This window comes from Catonella morbi ATCC 51271 (assembly GCF_000160035.2).
Lineage (GTDB): Bacteria > Bacillota > Clostridia > Lachnospirales > Lachnospiraceae > Catonella > Catonella morbi.
In genome coordinates this window covers 43,435-58,813 of record NZ_KI535369.1, presented here as the reverse complement: position 1 = coordinate 58,813, position 15,379 = coordinate 43,435, and the positions used below count along the sequence as shown (strand labels likewise).

At 35.0% G+C, this 15,379-nt stretch carries 20 protein-coding genes and 4 pseudogenes; 2 read left to right on the top strand and 22 right to left on the bottom strand.

The window, feature by feature from the left end; all coding sequences use genetic code 11:
• Window positions 1-63: 63 nt before the first annotated feature.
• Together GCWU000282_RS17655 and GCWU000282_RS17555 are read left to right on the top strand one after the other, a co-directional pair.
• Window positions 64-165, top strand: a pseudogene (locus tag GCWU000282_RS17655) (transposase); the annotation flags it as partial.
• Window positions 161-429 (top strand): annotated as a pseudogene (locus GCWU000282_RS17555) (transposase); the annotation flags it as partial. The pseudogenes GCWU000282_RS17655 and GCWU000282_RS17555, both read left to right, overlap by 5 nt.
• A gap of 346 nt (window positions 430-775) precedes the next feature.
• On the opposite strand, the pseudogene GCWU000282_RS17550 reads toward GCWU000282_RS17555, so the two are convergent.
• From GCWU000282_RS17550 to GCWU000282_RS10745, 22 genes and pseudogenes are all read right to left on the bottom strand, one after another.
• Window positions 776-2,158 (bottom strand): annotated as a pseudogene (locus GCWU000282_RS17550) (UDP-N-acetylmuramoyl-tripeptide--D-alanyl-D-alanine ligase).
• 24 nt (window positions 2,159-2,182) lie between these two features.
• Window positions 2,183-3,162 (bottom strand): annotated as a pseudogene (locus GCWU000282_RS17545) (D-alanine--D-alanine ligase family protein).
• Between the two features lie 152 nt (window positions 3,163-3,314).
• A complete protein-coding gene (locus GCWU000282_RS16365; protein ID WP_023355167.1) occupies window positions 3,315-3,896 on the bottom strand; it encodes a DUF1294 domain-containing protein in 582 nt (193 codons plus the stop codon).
• 36 nt (window positions 3,897-3,932) lie between these two features.
• Complete coding sequence (locus GCWU000282_RS10835) at window positions 3,933-4,556, bottom strand: hypothetical protein (RefSeq protein ID WP_023355166.1); 624 nt, start codon at window positions 4,554-4,556, stop codon at window positions 3,933-3,935.
• A gap of 186 nt (window positions 4,557-4,742) precedes the next feature.
• Window positions 4,743-5,330: an SMI1/KNR4 family protein gene (locus GCWU000282_RS10830; RefSeq protein ID WP_023355165.1), complete on the bottom strand. Its 588-nt coding sequence runs from the start codon at window positions 5,328-5,330 to the stop codon at window positions 4,743-4,745.
• Window positions 5,331-5,351: 21 nt separating this feature from the next.
• Window positions 5,352-6,428: an ankyrin repeat domain-containing protein gene (locus GCWU000282_RS10825; protein WP_023355164.1), complete on the bottom strand. Its 1,077-nt coding sequence runs from the start codon at window positions 6,426-6,428 to the stop codon at window positions 5,352-5,354.
• 25 nt (window positions 6,429-6,453) lie between these two features.
• A complete protein-coding gene (locus GCWU000282_RS10820; RefSeq protein ID WP_035040581.1) occupies window positions 6,454-7,518 on the bottom strand; it encodes an ankyrin repeat domain-containing protein in 1,065 nt (354 codons plus the stop codon).
• A gap of 92 nt (window positions 7,519-7,610) precedes the next feature.
• Window positions 7,611-8,018: a hypothetical protein gene (locus tag GCWU000282_RS10815; RefSeq protein ID WP_023355162.1), complete on the bottom strand. Its 408-nt coding sequence runs from the start codon at window positions 8,016-8,018 to the stop codon at window positions 7,611-7,613.
• A 21-nt stretch (window positions 8,019-8,039) separates the two neighbouring features.
• The gene (locus GCWU000282_RS10810) at window positions 8,040-8,606 is read right to left on the bottom strand and encodes an SMI1/KNR4 family protein (RefSeq protein ID WP_023355161.1); all 567 of its coding nucleotides are present in this window, start codon (window positions 8,604-8,606) and stop codon (window positions 8,040-8,042) included.
• Entirely contained in the window at window positions 8,584-8,901 is a 318-nt protein-coding gene (locus GCWU000282_RS10805) for a hypothetical protein (RefSeq protein ID WP_023355160.1), read from the bottom strand. Before GCWU000282_RS10805 ends, GCWU000282_RS10810 begins: the two co-directional genes overlap by 23 nt.
• 230 nt (window positions 8,902-9,131) lie before the next feature.
• Window positions 9,132-9,893: a class I SAM-dependent methyltransferase gene (locus GCWU000282_RS10800; protein WP_023355159.1), complete on the bottom strand. Its 762-nt coding sequence runs from the start codon at window positions 9,891-9,893 to the stop codon at window positions 9,132-9,134.
• A 36-nt stretch (window positions 9,894-9,929) separates the two neighbouring features.
• On the bottom strand, window positions 9,930-10,781 hold the full coding sequence (locus GCWU000282_RS10795; protein WP_035040578.1) for a DUF2262 domain-containing protein: 852 nt from the start codon (window positions 10,779-10,781) through the stop codon (window positions 9,930-9,932).
• A 23-nt stretch (window positions 10,782-10,804) separates the two neighbouring features.
• Complete coding sequence (locus tag GCWU000282_RS10790) at window positions 10,805-11,152, bottom strand: hypothetical protein (protein WP_035040575.1); 348 nt, start codon at window positions 11,150-11,152, stop codon at window positions 10,805-10,807.
• 119 nt (window positions 11,153-11,271) lie between these two features.
• Entirely contained in the window at window positions 11,272-11,604 is a 333-nt protein-coding gene (locus GCWU000282_RS10785) for a hypothetical protein (RefSeq protein WP_035040572.1), read from the bottom strand.
• 87 nt (window positions 11,605-11,691) lie between these two features.
• Window positions 11,692-12,408, bottom strand: a complete 717-nt coding sequence (locus GCWU000282_RS10780; RefSeq protein ID WP_023355155.1) for an L-2-amino-thiazoline-4-carboxylic acid hydrolase — start codon at window positions 12,406-12,408, stop codon at window positions 11,692-11,694.
• 140 nt (window positions 12,409-12,548) lie between these two features.
• Window positions 12,549-13,118 (bottom strand): hypothetical protein, encoded by a 570-nt coding sequence (locus tag GCWU000282_RS10775; protein WP_051384191.1) that lies wholly within the window; start codon window positions 13,116-13,118, stop codon window positions 12,549-12,551.
• 74 nt (window positions 13,119-13,192) lie between these two features.
• The gene (locus GCWU000282_RS10770; protein ID WP_035040568.1) at window positions 13,193-13,396 is read right to left on the bottom strand and encodes a hypothetical protein; all 204 of its coding nucleotides are present in this window, start codon (window positions 13,394-13,396) and stop codon (window positions 13,193-13,195) included.
• Window positions 13,397-13,445: 49 nt separating this feature from the next.
• The gene (locus GCWU000282_RS10765; RefSeq protein WP_023355152.1) at window positions 13,446-13,904 is read right to left on the bottom strand and encodes a hypothetical protein; all 459 of its coding nucleotides are present in this window, start codon (window positions 13,902-13,904) and stop codon (window positions 13,446-13,448) included.
• Between the two features lie 252 nt (window positions 13,905-14,156).
• Complete coding sequence (locus GCWU000282_RS10760) at window positions 14,157-14,384, bottom strand: hypothetical protein (RefSeq protein WP_023355150.1); 228 nt, start codon at window positions 14,382-14,384, stop codon at window positions 14,157-14,159.
• Complete coding sequence (locus tag GCWU000282_RS10755; RefSeq protein WP_023355149.1) at window positions 14,381-14,635, bottom strand: hypothetical protein; 255 nt, start codon at window positions 14,633-14,635, stop codon at window positions 14,381-14,383. The genes GCWU000282_RS10760 and GCWU000282_RS10755 overlap by 4 nt, the downstream gene beginning before the upstream one ends.
• On the bottom strand, window positions 14,632-14,862 hold the full coding sequence (locus GCWU000282_RS10750; protein ID WP_023355148.1) for a hypothetical protein: 231 nt from the start codon (window positions 14,860-14,862) through the stop codon (window positions 14,632-14,634). The genes GCWU000282_RS10755 and GCWU000282_RS10750 overlap by 4 nt, the downstream gene beginning before the upstream one ends.
• Before the next feature lie 47 nt (window positions 14,863-14,909).
• A complete protein-coding gene (locus GCWU000282_RS10745) occupies window positions 14,910-15,347 on the bottom strand; it encodes a hypothetical protein (RefSeq protein ID WP_023355147.1) in 438 nt (145 codons plus the stop codon).
• Window positions 15,348-15,379 lie beyond the last annotated feature (32 nt).

The following is a 15,379-nucleotide window of genomic DNA, read 5'->3' as shown; positions in this document are numbered from 1 at the left end:
GTTTCTTTTATTGTACCATAAAACGGCAATAACAGCTAGAAATATTTGGCTAAGTATCAATATGCCAGCACACTAGTCTCCTGGGCAGGATGCTGTCCTAGAAATGATAAAAGCGACCGCAAAATCAAATCCACTCGGATTTCCCGTGCTGGTTCTTATTTCCAAAGAGACACAGCGATTTCTGAATACAATGCCCAAAAGCAGATTTAAGTTTGTATTCACGCCAAAACACGGTTCCTGGCTAAACATGATGAAAGCTTCTTTAGCAAGATGACCAAACAAATGCTGCGCGGAATTCGTGTCAATACTAAACAGGAATTGAAAGAACGAATTTACCAGTATTTTGAGGAGGTCAACCGAGAGCCGGTTGTTTATCATTGGAAATATAAAATGGATGAAATCAGCGAAGTTGAAGCATCATCAATTTAATATAACAGTTATTTAATATTCGCTGTACTAGTTAGGTGGTTTGTTTGCTATGCTCTTCTTTTTTGGGGTGCCCTCTACTTTTTTGTTTCAAACTTTAGTCCTCCTTAATGTTTTCCTTTGATGAAGAAAATTATATCACTTGTATATTTTTACTCATATAAATTCTTTTACTCTATACACTTTGCATATATAATTTTTTTTACATATTTCATTTGATAAAATAATATCTATAACTGAGCAATTAAAATCACAATAAATACAGCTAAAAGAACAGAAAATAAAAAGAGAATTTGTTGCTTCTTTACAACTCAAGTTATTTTTTAAGCAACAAACTCTCTTTTATTTCTTACCAATCTATTTTATTCTTCTCCAATTCCTTCACCACATCTTCAAATCCCATAAAGTGAGATGCCTTAACCAGAGCGGTATCTCCCTTCTGTAATATTTGAGGAAGTTCCTGCAGCAATTCCTCCTTTGTTTTAAAGTGGAAAATAGGTTTTGTCGGTGCCGCATGTTTCGCTGCTTCTGCCATATACTGTGACAATTCGCCCATGCAAATAAGCAAATCCAGATTTTTGGAAACCGCATATACACCTACTTCCCGATGCATTTCCACTTCCTCTTTTCCCAGTTCTCCCATATCACCTAGAATTGCCACTTTCCTTCCAAGAGCATCTGTGAGTACATCCAGAGAGGCTTTCATGGAAACCGGATTAGCATTGTAACAATCATCTACCACTGTATACTTCCCTGTATCAATAATGTGGAATCTTCCGCTTACAGGCTGCAGACTCTCAATTCCTGCCTTAATTTCCTCCAAACTAAGACTATAGGTAAGACCCACAGCAGTGCCTGCCAGAGCATTGTACACCATATGATGGCCTGGAATCGGAATCAGCACAGGAAAGTTTCCCTTTTCTGTATGAATACAACAGGAAATTCCTTTCAGACCTTCCGGCTTGATTTCATCTGCCCAGACGCCGTTCTTATTTTCAATACCAAAAAACATCGGTTGAATGCCTTTTACATTTTCTACGGTTACCAGCTTATCATCATCCACGTTTAAGATAATGTGTCCTGTTGGCTTCAAAAAATCAAAAATCTCTGTTTTTGCTTTTAAAATCCCGTCTCTTGATTTCAAAAATTCCAAATGGCACAAACCAATATTGGTAATCACACAAGTATCCGGTCAGGCTATTTTCGCCAGACGGTGCATTTCTCCAAAATCACTGATTCCCATTTCCAGCACTGCAATTTCATGTTCCTGACGCAGTCTGAAAACCGTCAGCGGCAGTCCCAGTTCATTATTAAAATTTCCCTGGGTTTTTAAGGTATTGTACTTCTGGGAAAGAACGGTTGCAATCATTTCCTTTGTGCTTGTCTTTCCTACGCTTCCCGTGATTCCTACTACTGGAATATTAAGCTGTTCCAGATAATATTCTGCAATATCCTTTACTGCCTGAAGAGAAGATTTTACGAAAATATAAGGAAATGGCTTCTAACCTAAGTCTTTTTCTGACAAGGTTGCAAAAACACCCTTTTCCATGACGTCTTCAATAAAATTATGAGCATCTACTCTTGCACCTTTAATGGGTACAAATAATCCGCCTTCTTCTGCCTTTCTGCCATCTGTGAAAATACTTTTGACTTCCAACTGCTTTTTCTCTTCTGGACCAACATAAATGCCTTTACAGGCTTCTGCAATATGTTCAAGTGTCAGATTCTTCATTGCTTTTCCTCCTGAATCCCTTTTCTACTGATATTTTTTCAGAGAAACTTCAATCAGTTTTTCACAAAGCTGTGGATAATTCATTCCAATCACACGAGCTTCCTGTGGAATCAGACTGGTAGGTGTCATGCCAGGCAGTGTATTGGCCTCCAGACAGTACATACTTCCGTCCTCTTCCATAAGAAAATCCAATCTTGCATATGCCTGCAAGTTCAAAGCTTCATAACCTTTTTCTGCATACATCTGCATTTCTTTTGTAAGGGAAGCAGATAAATCTGCAGGACATGTCTCCACACAGGAACCTGCGGAATATTTATTCTTATAATCGTAAAATCCTTCTAATGGAGCAATTTCAACGACTGGATATGCCTTTCCGTCTACAACCGCGACAGAAAATTCTCTTCCTGTAATAAATTGCTCTACCACGACCTGGTTTTCATAGGAAAAAGCCTCCATAAGCGCTGCTTTGTATTCTTGCTGATTGTGCGCAATACATACCCCTACACTGGAATCACCGCAGCAAGGTTTTACAATAACCGGAAAGTCCATCCCATAGTCTGATAAATAGCTGCTGCAATCATTTTTTCCAAAGTCATTCCTTTTGGTGTTGGAACTCCTTTTGCTTCAAATACCATCTTGGTAATTCCCTTATCCATAGCCATTCCACTGCTTAAGGGTCCACAGCCTGTATATTTGATGCCCATTAAATCCTACACTGACTGTACCTTTCCATCTTCGCCATTGGCTCCGTGCAGCGCCAGAAAAACGATATCCGCTTTCTGACAGATTTCTAATACATGAGGACCAAAGAATTCTTTCCTGGTTTTCATAAGCTCCTCAAAACCGCTGCTCTGGCTTCTCATCCAGGCTGCTGCCTGCTCTGTATCATATTCTTCTGAAAAAAGTTCGCCATCCATGAATTCTTTTCCAAAATAAGCATCCACTAAAATTGCCTTATGATTTCTTTCTCTTAATGCCTGACAAACTCCTTGACCTGATGAAATGGAAACTTCTCTTTCTGTACTATTTCATCCAGCCAAAACTACTATATTCATACCTGGTCTCCTCCTGTAATTTATGATTGTTATTCTGAATTTCTTTTGCGTTTTCCAACACTTTTACTCCTCTATTTTGACATTTTTCCAAAACTATGCACCTACCCCTTAAAATTCATTACAAAAAATACCACAACTCCCTGCATTACCATAATCAACGGGATTCCTACCGTAAAATAGTCCACCTTCGTCTTATGCCTTAATATATAAATCCCAAGTAAAGCACCTACTGAACCTCCCATAAATGCCAGTCCAAGCAAAGTAAGTATTCTGATTCTTGACTTACCTTCGATTGCGTGTATCTTATCGATAGCAAAGGCAGCAAAAGTAATAAAATTGATAATTGCCAAGTATACTATAAGAATTTTATACTTACCAAAAAACTCCCAAAATGCAAAATTCAGCTCTTCTCCGTGAAAACCTTTAATAAACAACAATATTATAATTTGAATAATTAATACACAGATTAGAAACACCCTCGACATCATATTTTCCTTGACCGACTTTCTGTCAAACAGTACAATGAAAACAAATATTCCGAGTGAGCCACCTGCCAGCGAAAGGATCGTTAAAAGATTGTCCACATTGGCAGAACTTGTAAATTTATAAAGTAAAAAATTGATAAAATACATAAGGAAGCCTATGATATTTACTGCAATTAAATATTTTTCTAATGTGCTCATATCATACTCCGCTCAATCCGGTTATATAAAACCATACTATATCCCTTCTATCTCCTCCCTGCTCATACCTGTAAGTTCCTTTATCCATAAGCCCACAATATCAGAAAGTATAGAATCGCAGGTATATTCCTCCTCACCATCAAGATATTTACAGGAAAAAGCCGGCTCTCTGGTAGCTGCATTATAAAATGTCATAGCAAAATCTGACAGCTTATCCGGATTAAAAGTCAGGGAAAGCTTCTTTGCTATACTCTCCCTGATTTCGTCCCAATCCTTATTTTCAGCCTTATAGCTTTCTCTTATTTTTGATACATAACCTGTGCAATATTTATTTAACAGCTCTTTGTTTTTATAAATATGCTTACAGCTAAAATCGGAAATAAAACCTGCATGGATTAAGAATGTCAGCAGCTCATTCAGGTTTTCCGCTACTCTTCCGACTTCACCTTCACTTCCTATAAAGCCTATGCTGCCATCCTCCAGGAAAACAAATTCACCCCCGCTGCCATCCTGTGCAAATGCCTTACAGCCAAGAGAATATTTCTCATTATTTTCCAAAAACTGTGTTTCCCTTATTTGCTCATAAAAATAAATGTCACATTCATTCATGAGTAAATTATTAAAATCTTTATTTTCTCTTATGTATTCAAGTATATCCATTTTACCAACCTCTGTTCATAAAACTTTTTTCATATATTAAAATATCCTGTCGATAAATAACTTTAAACATCTATAATTCCCGTTCTCTTCCTATAAGCAATTTAGATTCTTAAGATAATTTAGTTCAAATCAGTTTTATTAAAATCAATTTGAACCAAAAATAACATATTTCATCCTTATTTTCAATTACTCAACCTCATCCATTATCCCTTTAATCAACTCCGTAAGGCTTTCTGCCACATAAATAACTTCATCAGGATCATGGATGTAGCAAATAATCTGTCCTTCTTTTCCCTCTTTATCCGGATCAAAATCAAGCATCAGGAAACAACTGTCACAATATTCGGCAAAGGGAATCCATTTTTTATTAAAAAGATAAGGCTTTATCCTGCTGTCTTTCATCTTCTCAATGTCTTCACTTGTAAAATGCTTAGGAAATTCAGTTAAAAGAGCATCCCTGTTTTGAAAATATTTTTTTGCCTTTTCTATTGCATCAAGGCTCATAAGATTGAATGCCATCTCCCTTTCATCTATAGCACAAGGTAATATGCTTAAATATTTACTTCCGTTTTTATACCTGTAAAGCTCTTTTACATCTTCAGGCAGAGTTATACCGAATTTCTCCTCAAAAGCAGATATTTCCTCTTCTGAAGCTCCCTCTATTTCCTGATAATCGTCAATGTATTCTTCTTCCACCGGATCATCTAAATCCCATTCCTCAAATTTTTCGCAAATATACTCTTCTATCTTTTTTATCTCATTACTTATCTGCATACCTTCACCCGTTTACCCTATTTATTCGTATTCGCCTTCAATTATTTTTTGCATATATGCCGGCATATCATTTATAAATTCCTCAAAACTGCAAATGTCTTTCATTTCTTCATGCTCTATATCATAGAAAGCCACCTTCTTCGTTTTAGGATTCCATACAATATAGATATGGTCATAATCTCCCGTCTGCTTAGATATACGCAGAATTTTCTGTCTGCCCTTTTTCATAGGAACAGTATCTATTAAAGAGAAAAACTCTATCCATTTAAAATCACAGTCTTTAAGCTCAAAATGCAGTTCCTCACTTTGAAGAAAATCCATTACCGCCTTAGGCAATTTAAATGGCTTAAGTTCATCCAGTTTATTCTGTATACTGTGGTATTCTTCAGGTTCTAACTGCTTAAAATATTCAGCCATTTCTTCATCACCTTTTTCAACTGCGATGCTGTACGGACGCATACCGTCTTTTTCTGTTATTGTCACATCTGCTCCATTTTCTACAAGATATTTACACATTTTCAAATCAACATACCTTGCAGCTACACATAGCGGAGTCGGCTTAAAAGGATAGACTGAGTCAGGAGCATTGTAGTTAATATCAACACCGTTCTTTATAAAGAAATCAAGCACTTCATAATTTCTGTCTGAAACTGCACTGCGAAATGCCTGTCCGCCGTATTTTTCTACCCTATGACCTAAGTCGTGGATAATAGGCAGATTCTCGTATTTTTTTCCATATAAAGCCTGGCTAAATGCCTCTGTCTTTACCTCATTTACACAGTTCACCTTTGCACCCTGCTCTGCAAGGTACCTGATAACAGCTTCGTCACAATACCTTACCGCAGACAAAAATGACGGATTACCTTTTACATTCAGATTTACACCCTTTTCCACAAGCCATTTTACAGAGTTAAAACTTTCCATAATCAGGGCAAGGTCTAAGGGCGACAGTGTGGTATACTCACCTATTTTTATGCCCTTTTCAATATCCCATCCCCCTGATAAATGCTCATCCAAAGCCTTTGTATTTCCTTTTATAATGTCATTTACAATTTGCGGGACAGAATTAAAATTTCCTATATCTTTTAATTTAACCATTTTAAGTCTCCTACAAGTTTTGTAATCATCTGCTATAATTTGTTTTGCCTAAAGGAATAGGAGTATGATTTGACAGCACCCAGAGAACCGCAAGTTCACACAAACGCTCTGTTATAGCATCTTCATCACTACCATTTGCACGGATATTTGAAATCAGTTCTTTGGTCTCTTTCAATTCTGCCTCAGAAAGCGATTTACCTGAAGCAAAATGATTTGGTAGTGAGTTTAACATATTTCTATAATCTCTATCCCAGTTTACACCGCCGTTTCTATAAAGCTCATCCTGCACCCTGCCTGTTATGCGGATAACTTCGCCCTGTACTGTTTTTGCAGCTCCGCTTGAAGGAATAAGTAAATCCCAAAGCTCATTATACTGCTCCTTCCAAGAACCCTCTTTTACAAGAATAGGGGAAACTCCATCATGAATTATCCGTTTTGCTATAGGCTTTACACCGAAGATATCATAGAGTTTTAACAGTGCGACATCAGCGTCTTCAAGAGAATCTTTATTAAAATTTTCTCTGTGAAATTCAAAATCCTTACCGATTATTTCTACTCTTTCCGCCATCTCAGGTGTAATTTCCGCACCTGCCTTTATTAACATTTCTGCAATTTCAACCAAAGGCACTACCCAGGTCCCCCCGCATACTGTAAGGGCAGCTAATAACGGAGTTTGCCCTCTTTGATTTTTTGCATTTATATCTGCACCTTTTTCAATCAAAAAACTCACTATCTTAGGGCGGAAAAACTCTGCTGCCGTATGCAGCGGTGTGCTTCCATATCTATCAGGTTTTTGTATATCACCGCCTAATTCATACAGCAGTTTTACAGTATCTCTACCCAGAGTGGCATGTTTATATAATGGTGTACGCCCATAATAATCAGGAGTATTCACATCTAAACCCTGCTCCACCAGCCAAGTAACAAGTTCATCAGGAACACCTCCAAAATGAAGTGCTGTATCTAAGCTGTATCTGCCGTTATGAGCAGTAAGCTCGCATTTATCATAGACTGCTTTGAGAGCTTCCACATCTCCTGCTGTAATCAATTCATCAAAATTTTTTGGTAAGGTAACTCTTTTTTTTGCCATTGTTCTTCTCCTTTGTTGTAATTCCAAATTATTAAGTTTCCATTGTACTATGTTGGTATCAAAAGTATTTGGCACCTGTATATTTTACATTTCTAAACCCACTTAAGCCCATTAACATCTTTTAACATCATAGATTTTCCGTCATAATCATTTTTTAGTTCAACTTCTTTTTCCTTAACCGATATGTTGTTGTACCAGTGTTCCAAACTTGCATATTTTCCTGTATGAATATTGATAAGCATGCTTGTTATAGGATCCCAAGTGCCCTTATCCACTGTTTCTGCAAGTAAATAATACGCATCTAAAAATATTAGATTTCTCCCATATATCCAAAATGGAAGTTTAATATCTAACAGTGGCAATTTTGCAGAAAAAATATCATCTCCATGCGGTGGCACTGTTTCATAGTGGAATTCTATTTCACTCCCATAATATGCAATCGTTGCCCCTTCACAGCCTATGTTTTGAGGAACACCCTCCTCCGCTACTATAAATTCCATTGTGTCCTCCTTATATATTATTTAATAGACTCCTACCAACGCTTTCCAAAATATAAGACTGTTATCAGCAATCTCCTTACTCATCAATTCCACAAAATTTTTTTCATCCTTCTTCCAAACAGCATATTGAGCAGTTCCTATCGCTCTTATAAATTCTCTAAAATCGGAAGCAATAGGTATTATCTCATCATAACTCATATCACTTGTAAATGCGTATATTTTCCCCGATTTACATTCTAGTAAAATAGTATAAGGATCTCCATTTGCAATAATTATTAAACCATTCTTATGTAATACCTGATAATCCTCATATTCCAGATTACGGTTCAACAGCCAATTAAGGCTCATTTCATCTCCATATCCAAACTGGTAGCTAAGAAAACCAAAATTTCCCCAGTTATAACTTAAAATATTCTCAGTAAATACGAAATCTAAATACTCTATTTCAAGTTCAGATTTTAATTTTTCAATCTCAGACGGAGAAATTTCTTTTTTACAAAGAATAATTCCATCAGTTATTTCAGCATCAAGTCCTTCTGTTTCTTCCAGTATTGAAGATATTATCTCATCTATTGTTAATAATTTCATCTATAATTCCCTCTCCAACTTTATTTTGCCCTTCCATTATATAAAACTCAGTTCCACAGACTAATCCGGAATAATCAACCTCTTCATACAATGGTACAACCAGACTTTTTACTAAAGTCTCAAAGTCCGCTTTCTGCCCTTCAATAAAACAAATACCCAGATATCTTTTATCTGTTTTTATCATAAAATGAGGACAATATTTCCCATTACTCAAATCAGGCGGTAAGCTTCTCTTTCCTCTATAAAATTTTACAGTGCAGACCAAAGTGAAATCAAAATTATCATGCCGATTCATATTAATCTCCTATAGCTTGCTGTTTTACTCACAAAACAAACTAAAATTTATCCCCAATTATTCACGAAACATCTTGTGAAATATCGTAATTAAGCCACAGGCTTGAAATTAGGATATTTTACAAGATGTTTGGTAATATCACCCCATAGTCACAGACCGAAAACATTTTATCCTACTTTACTATGCGAAATAAGAGGTCTGTGACCTATGGCGTGAATAGTTGGGGTTTATTATTTCTTTTTAGCCACAAAATAATATCTATGAATCTTCCCCTTAATTACACCTTCTTTATCAAGAATTTCCTGTGCTTTAAAAAGGTTATTTTGATATTTCTCCACTTCAAAACCCGGAAATTCCCAATCAATAATTCTGGCAAACCAAACCAGTGCACCTACATCATAAAACTCTATCGGTCTGTAGACTTCATCTTCTTCCACAATGTCAAATCCGTTATCAGCAAATTCCTGTCTTGCTATATTTAAATAAGCTTCCGGAAACGGAATTTCAACATCACCTATCAAAAGCTCTACAAGTTCTCTGTCATTTTCTGCACCGACCTGCTGTGTAAGAAATATTCCTCCGCTTTTAAGAGTTCTTTTAATCTCATTTATATTATATTTTCCATGTCTGTTAGTAATAATGTCAAAGTAGTTATCTTCAAAAGGAAGAATATCTCCACCGTCACATGCTTTAAAATCTATTCCTAACGGAAGAAGTCTGTCCTCGCATATTTTGATGTTTGGTTCATACCCTTCAATCGCAGCAGTATGTTTAGCGTTTACCATAAAAGACAAAAGAAATTCGCCGCCTCCTGTTTCCATGTCCAATAAATAATCTGTATCATTCAAATAGGATTTTATAATGTTTTCAAAATCCCAAGGAAGATCATCCTCTTCTTTATATCTTCCTCTAATATGTGAGAAATCCCAACCTTTAATATAAGCTATTTCCTGCTCATGCAACCATTGATTTATAAGCACTTGTTTTTCCATTTTTTCCTTTCATTACCATAAATATCAGTATATGTTTCATCCCTCAATATCAGCTGACACAATCCCCTTCTTTAAGCTTCCGCATACCGTTATACTATGTCCGAAGAAGAGGTCATCATCATCAAAATAAGCAGAAAATGAACCGCCAGATGTCATCCAAATCAAACTTAGGCTAATTCTTTTTGCAAAACTTTCTTCTGTAATTTCAGCAGCTTCTTCATCAGATTCTGCCCATTCACAGGCAAGTTTTGTAAGCTTTTGGGCAGCAAAACTACGCAGGTCCACGTCCCATTTTTCCTGTTCTGATACCATTGTTTTCAGAGCTTTTTTTGCCTTTGTTATTCCTGATTTATTATCCTTGTCCACATATAAGGATATATGTACCTTGCCACCAAGCCAAGCTATGTTTCCTTCAAAGCTTTTAATTTGCTTATCATAAGTCAGTTCACCCAATACATCATCTTGCAAAATTATCGGCTTTCTATACTCTGTAAGTATTTCTTCAAGTTCCGGACAAGCTACGTTTTTTTCAAGAACTTCCACAACTAAAAAATGGTTTTTTATCGGCAATGCACCGTTTGGAACTTCCTCCGGCAGATTTTCACGCACCTTTAATCTGTAAATGGTTTCATCTTCAAAATGATATGGCAGATTCTCTTTGTCTGCCACAGGAAATACTATACGTCCTTCTTCTTTATGCAGTTCACCTGTTTCACAGTCCACATAAGCCAAGAAATAAGCAGCCCAGTCCCAAAAACCATTTCTAAGGCCTCCACCGCCACCTTCGTGTCTTAAAACAATAATCTCTCTTTCTTCTTTCTCAAAAGAGTCTTCCCATTCACTCTGTGTCATTTTATTTCTAAGTCTTATATACTCAATTAATTCCATTATTTTCCTCCGGTAAAATCCAATCATCCGTTAACTGAAAAATGCTCTAATTTTTCAAATTTTCCATCCAAAAATTCAAACTCAAATATATGCCAATCATCAAAGGTCTGGTCACAATAGCTCACAGTTCCCTGATTATAGTCTATAATAGGTTTTCCAAGATTAGTCTTCACATCTTCCCTACTGATATCTCCATACATTTCCCTAAGGTCAGGCAGCATAAAATCAATTATTTTATCAAAATTATCTTTATAGTTCTTTGATAAAATTTTAACTATGTTTATATCTTCGCCTTTCGGCTCCTCATCCCAAGAAAAAATCAAATCTTCACAACTGTAAACATATTGCTGTAAGCTTTCATCAAATTCCATTTCTTTCTCCACTCAATCCCAAACGCTTTCAAAACATTTATAATTTTGTTATTTCATTTTTCAAACTTGTGTACTTTGAACATTTCATTATATCCCCTACTCTCATCATCATTTACACCCTAATCAAAATCCTCACCTGAATGTTTAACAAACTCATATACATCTGAGGCTGTACGCTTCATTTCAATCGAACCCAAAGCTCCCAAATCATTCATATAAATAGTATCATCAGAATCTTTTTTTATAAAGAAAGCCAAATCACCGTCCTGTCCAATCATAAAAAAATCCGGCTCCCATTCTTCTATCTGATAAGTAGTATTTCTTTCCACCAAATCTGCCTTTGAATATAAAATGATACCGGTATTCTCTATTATAAATTCTCCATCCTCACCCATTTCTGATAAAAACTTATCATATAAAGCAGGTAGTACAAAATCTATCTGATTATTCATTGTAAAAAACTCCTTCATATCTTCATTTTTATATTCCAATTTTTCTCAATTATACTCCCCTATTAGTCCATTGTTTATTATTCCGAATTATTTATAACCTTCTTCCTGCCTAAATACCGGTGGCCAGTATGGAAGTGGCTTAGCATCATTTTTAATTTTAAAATCACAATAGTCCCCATCTTCAAAACAGGTATGCTCACGAAACAGCGGTATCCCCATTACTCCAAGCATAACATAGTCCAGATTGCAAAGATAAGGCATATATTCTTCATATCCGTATTGTTTTGCGAAGTTTGCTAAAGGGCAGGCAATATTATGGAAGCTGAAATCATATCCCTCTTCAGGCGGAATTTTAGTTTTTGTCTTAAAACTGTCGGGATACTTCGATACATTTTTTTCATTTTTAGCATCTCTTTTTAAGAATATTTTATTTAACAGTTTAGTATTTTTTGCAAGTTTTCTAAATATCTTACGAACAATAGGAGACATCTTATATGCAAGCCGTTCATAGGATAACACCATTATTTTTCCGATTTCATCAATACCGGTTCCGTATTTTTTTAACACCTCTCCCATAGCAACAAAACAATATGCCCCTGTCAAATCGCGGGTACCGCTTACCTTATCTCCCCCAATATACGGAAATTTATCCAGTAATTCATTCTCATAATATATCCATATTTCTTCAATTATTTCCTTATACTTCTTGCCACTTGCTTCCTCAAGCTCACCCGATATTAAAGACAGCATTTTGTTCATATCTTTTTTTAGTTTAGCTTTGTTCTTATGGTAGTATTCATGCATAACTTCCTCCTATCTTTGATATAAATCAAACCAATCAATTCCAAACGATTTCAAAATATTTATAATTTGATTTATAGTTATTAAGATTGTTAGCTTATGTTGCCTATATGAAAGTTCACTTTCAATATAGGCAAATACAGCTAACAATTAAATATATCTTCTATGGTTTTCTCTGTTTGGTTGTCATATTGCCTTTTGATTAATAGTATTTCTTTTACTTTTATTAATTTTTCTTCATCCTGTCTCAATTTTTCCAAATTATGCTCAATATCCTCTCCCACATTACAGTATTTTTCACTTTTATTGCAACTGCAATCAATCTCCAGGTAAAACTTTGTTTTCTTTACCTGATAGATTTCAAGAATTTTAATACAGCTGATTTTACGGTTAAAACGACTTCTTACATCTTTAGTAAAATACAATCTATTATTAATCAAATACAACTCTTGTTTTCCATATAGTTTTTCAACCTGTCTGCTGATTATTTTAGAAATCAAATATTGAACAGATATTAAAATAAATAATGCAGCTACAGCCAAAAACAGCAATAATATTATATTATCCACAACTAACCATAACGCAGTTCCGATAACTGCAGACATTGCCAAAACAGCACCCAATATCGGTATTGCATCTCTTAATAAAAATATAATCAGGTCAATAATAAATCTTTTAATCCGGTTATAACCTCTAAGCTTATACTCTTTCATATCATTATTTGTCCATTCATTTTCCTGCTCATATTCTGCATTACATAAATTTAGAGTTATCGTCACCCCAATTTCTATACTTCTTCTTCGCTTAATTCTCTAAAATTAGAAATATGATACCCAAAATAGCATTTCCCCGATTTACCTACAAATATTCCATGCTCCTTCATATTGGCTATCTCACCTAAATATATCATAGGCAGATCACCATGAAACGGATACTCACTTGTTACCTCTTCTCTGGTTGTAACCAAAGTCTTTTCTCTTAACTCACTCATAATACCGCCTTTTTCAATTCCTTCAGTTTCTAAACCATAGAAAATACTATCAATTCTCAAATTTTGCCCAATCGTTAACTGATTCAATAATCGGTATCAGACTGTCTATTTCAAATGTTTCCTGCACATAAGGATCAGAATACCCATCTGCTATCATTATACCACTGCATCTGATATGAGCCTTACCCTCCTTTATTTCAAGTACTTCCAACTCATATGAAACCATTGGTTCAGATTCATAAATATAAAATGTATCTTCTCTGTCATCACATTCTTCTACTGTAGTTACTCTGAATTTTTCCCCAACTAATTCTTCTGCTGAATTTTTATCTGTATCTATCGGATTAATACAAATAGCAGGAGCTACTGTTTCATCACCAAAATTTCCTTCTTTAAATCCAATATCTACTGACCATGACACAAGCTCATCTTCCTTAAAGAACATCAGACAGCTCTGTCTGTTTGACAGATTATCCTCAAATGAATATTTTCCTCCTATTTTAAGCATTTTCTATCTCCTCCTGCTATTTTCAAAAATTTCATTATAAACACTTTTTTAAGTCAAATGGAAAGGCTCTCCAAATTTTTAAGCTTGGTAAGCAAGCTGTAATCCTCAATTTTTTGAAAATTCTCTACTGATAAGGCTACTAAGTTTTTTAATTCTGTAATAGATTCTATACTATCTACACTTGATCCTGAGCCCAGTTGCATATTCTATTTGTTTTTCAGTTAAAACAGGCATAATTTGCTCTCCTAATCTTCATTTTTCTTCAAAATATTCTTCCAAGTGAGAATATATTTTTATGTCCTCATCTGAATGATCTCGCAGAATCAGCCACTTTTTTTGTTTTTCTTCATTAACGAAAACAAAATTATGCTCACCATAGTAAGCCTGATAGCCTTTATCTTCTAATAACAAGATTTCTCCTTTTAAAAAATCAAAAATATCTTTTTTGACAATATAAGTCTTCCCAATTTCCATCTTCATAATATTTCTTCGCTTTCTAATATACTGTCCACATCCAACAGCTCTCCGTTCACATCCGTAATCTGTCTTTTTTCATCATCTGTCAAATTTTCTATAAAAATACACCATTCATCCGGATATCCCCCGACAAATTCCATTTTAGGCATATCTCTCTGACTCGGATTTTTAATCCATAAACAAAGCTTTTCGTTTCCCCAAAATCTGGTTAAAGTTAAGCTTTGACCTTTATATATAATTTCTATATTTTTCATTTCCAATAACCATCATCCAAGCCATCCATTTGCAATGCAGTATCATAATCAATAACAGTAATTATATCTGCAACAAAGCGTGGATATTTTTTTAATTCTTTATATACTTCCGGCTCTGAATAAATATCTGCCATAGCCTGCAAGAAATCATCGCCTTTTAAGTTTTGTTCAAATGCCCTATCTATAAAATTCATTTTTTCAAGTTGGTGAGAGCAATCTTTCTCCATAGCCGATTTCCTTCGTGGTTTATCTTATTACTTTTACAACTTTTAGTTTATTTCTTTGTCAATGATACCATTCCATCTTGGATATTAACTTCAAATACTACATTATCCTTAAACTTCACCTTGTCTTTAAACTCAATGCTATAACCAAGATTTTTAGAATAATCGCAAATACTTCCGGTAACAGTATTGCCTTTCACAAACAGAAGATTAACCATTCCCTCATTCACAGTTTCTTTAATTTCATTACTCTCAAATCCTATAATTTTTTCTATTTTTGCTTTAGATGTATACGGAGGAAATGTATAAACAGTATCCCATTCAAACGGGACAACTGAATTTAATGTTACCTCTGATTCTGAAATTGTCTGCATATTCTGTTTTAAATGATAATTATTATACTTAACCAAAGGACTTCCAAACATGCGTTCACCAACAATCAAGATTACGGCTATCGAAAAAAATGCAAATAATATTCTCTTTTTCATATGTGTCTTCCTTTTACTTAAATTGTTAACAA

Coding starts and splice junctions, on each gene's coding strand:
- GCWU000282_RS16365 (WP_023355167.1), bottom strand. CDS start 3,896: ATGAGCACATTAGAAAAATATTTAATTGCAGTAAATATCATAGGCTTC.
- GCWU000282_RS10760 (WP_023355150.1), bottom strand. CDS start 14,384: ATGAAGATGGAAATTGGGAAGACTTATATTGTCAAAAAAGATATTTTT.
- GCWU000282_RS10815 (WP_023355162.1), bottom strand. CDS start 8,018: ATGGAATTTATAGTAGCGGAGGAGGGTGTTCCTCAAAACATAGGCTGT.
- GCWU000282_RS10795 (WP_035040578.1), bottom strand. CDS start 10,781: ATGGAATTAATTGAGTATATAAGACTTAGAAATAAAATGACACAGAGT.
- GCWU000282_RS10820 (WP_035040581.1), bottom strand. CDS start 7,518: ATGGCAAAAAAAAGAGTTACCTTACCAAAAAATTTTGATGAATTGATT.
- GCWU000282_RS10775 (WP_051384191.1), bottom strand. CDS start 13,118: ATGAAAGAGTATAAGCTTAGAGGTTATAACCGGATTAAAAGATTTATT.
- GCWU000282_RS10825 (WP_023355164.1), bottom strand. CDS start 6,428: ATGGTTAAATTAAAAGATATAGGAAATTTTAATTCTGTCCCGCAAATT.
- GCWU000282_RS10770 (WP_035040568.1), bottom strand. CDS start 13,396: ATGAGTGAGTTAAGAGAAAAGACTTTGGTTACAACCAGAGAAGAGGTA.
- GCWU000282_RS10835 (WP_023355166.1), bottom strand. CDS start 4,556: ATGGATATACTTGAATACATAAGAGAAAATAAAGATTTTAATAATTTA.
- GCWU000282_RS10765 (WP_023355152.1), bottom strand. CDS start 13,904: ATGCTTAAAATAGGAGGAAAATATTCATTTGAGGATAATCTGTCAAAC.
- GCWU000282_RS10800 (WP_023355159.1), bottom strand. CDS start 9,893: ATGGAAAAACAAGTGCTTATAAATCAATGGTTGCATGAGCAGGAAATA.
- GCWU000282_RS10785 (WP_035040572.1), bottom strand. CDS start 11,604: ATGAATAATCAGATAGATTTTGTACTACCTGCTTTATATGATAAGTTT.
- GCWU000282_RS10810 (WP_023355161.1), bottom strand. CDS start 8,606: ATGAAATTATTAACAATAGATGAGATAATATCTTCAATACTGGAAGAA.
- GCWU000282_RS10750 (WP_023355148.1), bottom strand. CDS start 14,862: ATGGAGAAAGATTGCTCTCACCAACTTGAAAAAATGAATTTTATAGAT.
- GCWU000282_RS10830 (WP_023355165.1), bottom strand. CDS start 5,330: ATGCAGATAAGTAATGAGATAAAAAAGATAGAAGAGTATATTTGCGAA.
- GCWU000282_RS10790 (WP_035040575.1), bottom strand. CDS start 11,152: ATGGAATTTGATGAAAGCTTACAGCAATATGTTTACAGTTGTGAAGAT.
- GCWU000282_RS10780 (WP_023355155.1), bottom strand. CDS start 12,408: ATGCATGAATACTACCATAAGAACAAAGCTAAACTAAAAAAAGATATG.
- GCWU000282_RS10755 (WP_023355149.1), bottom strand. CDS start 14,635: ATGAAAAATATAGAAATTATATATAAAGGTCAAAGCTTAACTTTAACC.
- GCWU000282_RS10805 (WP_023355160.1), bottom strand. CDS start 8,901: ATGAATCGGCATGATAATTTTGATTTCACTTTGGTCTGCACTGTAAAA.
- GCWU000282_RS10745 (WP_023355147.1), bottom strand. CDS start 15,347: ATGAAAAAGAGAATATTATTTGCATTTTTTTCGATAGCCGTAATCTTG.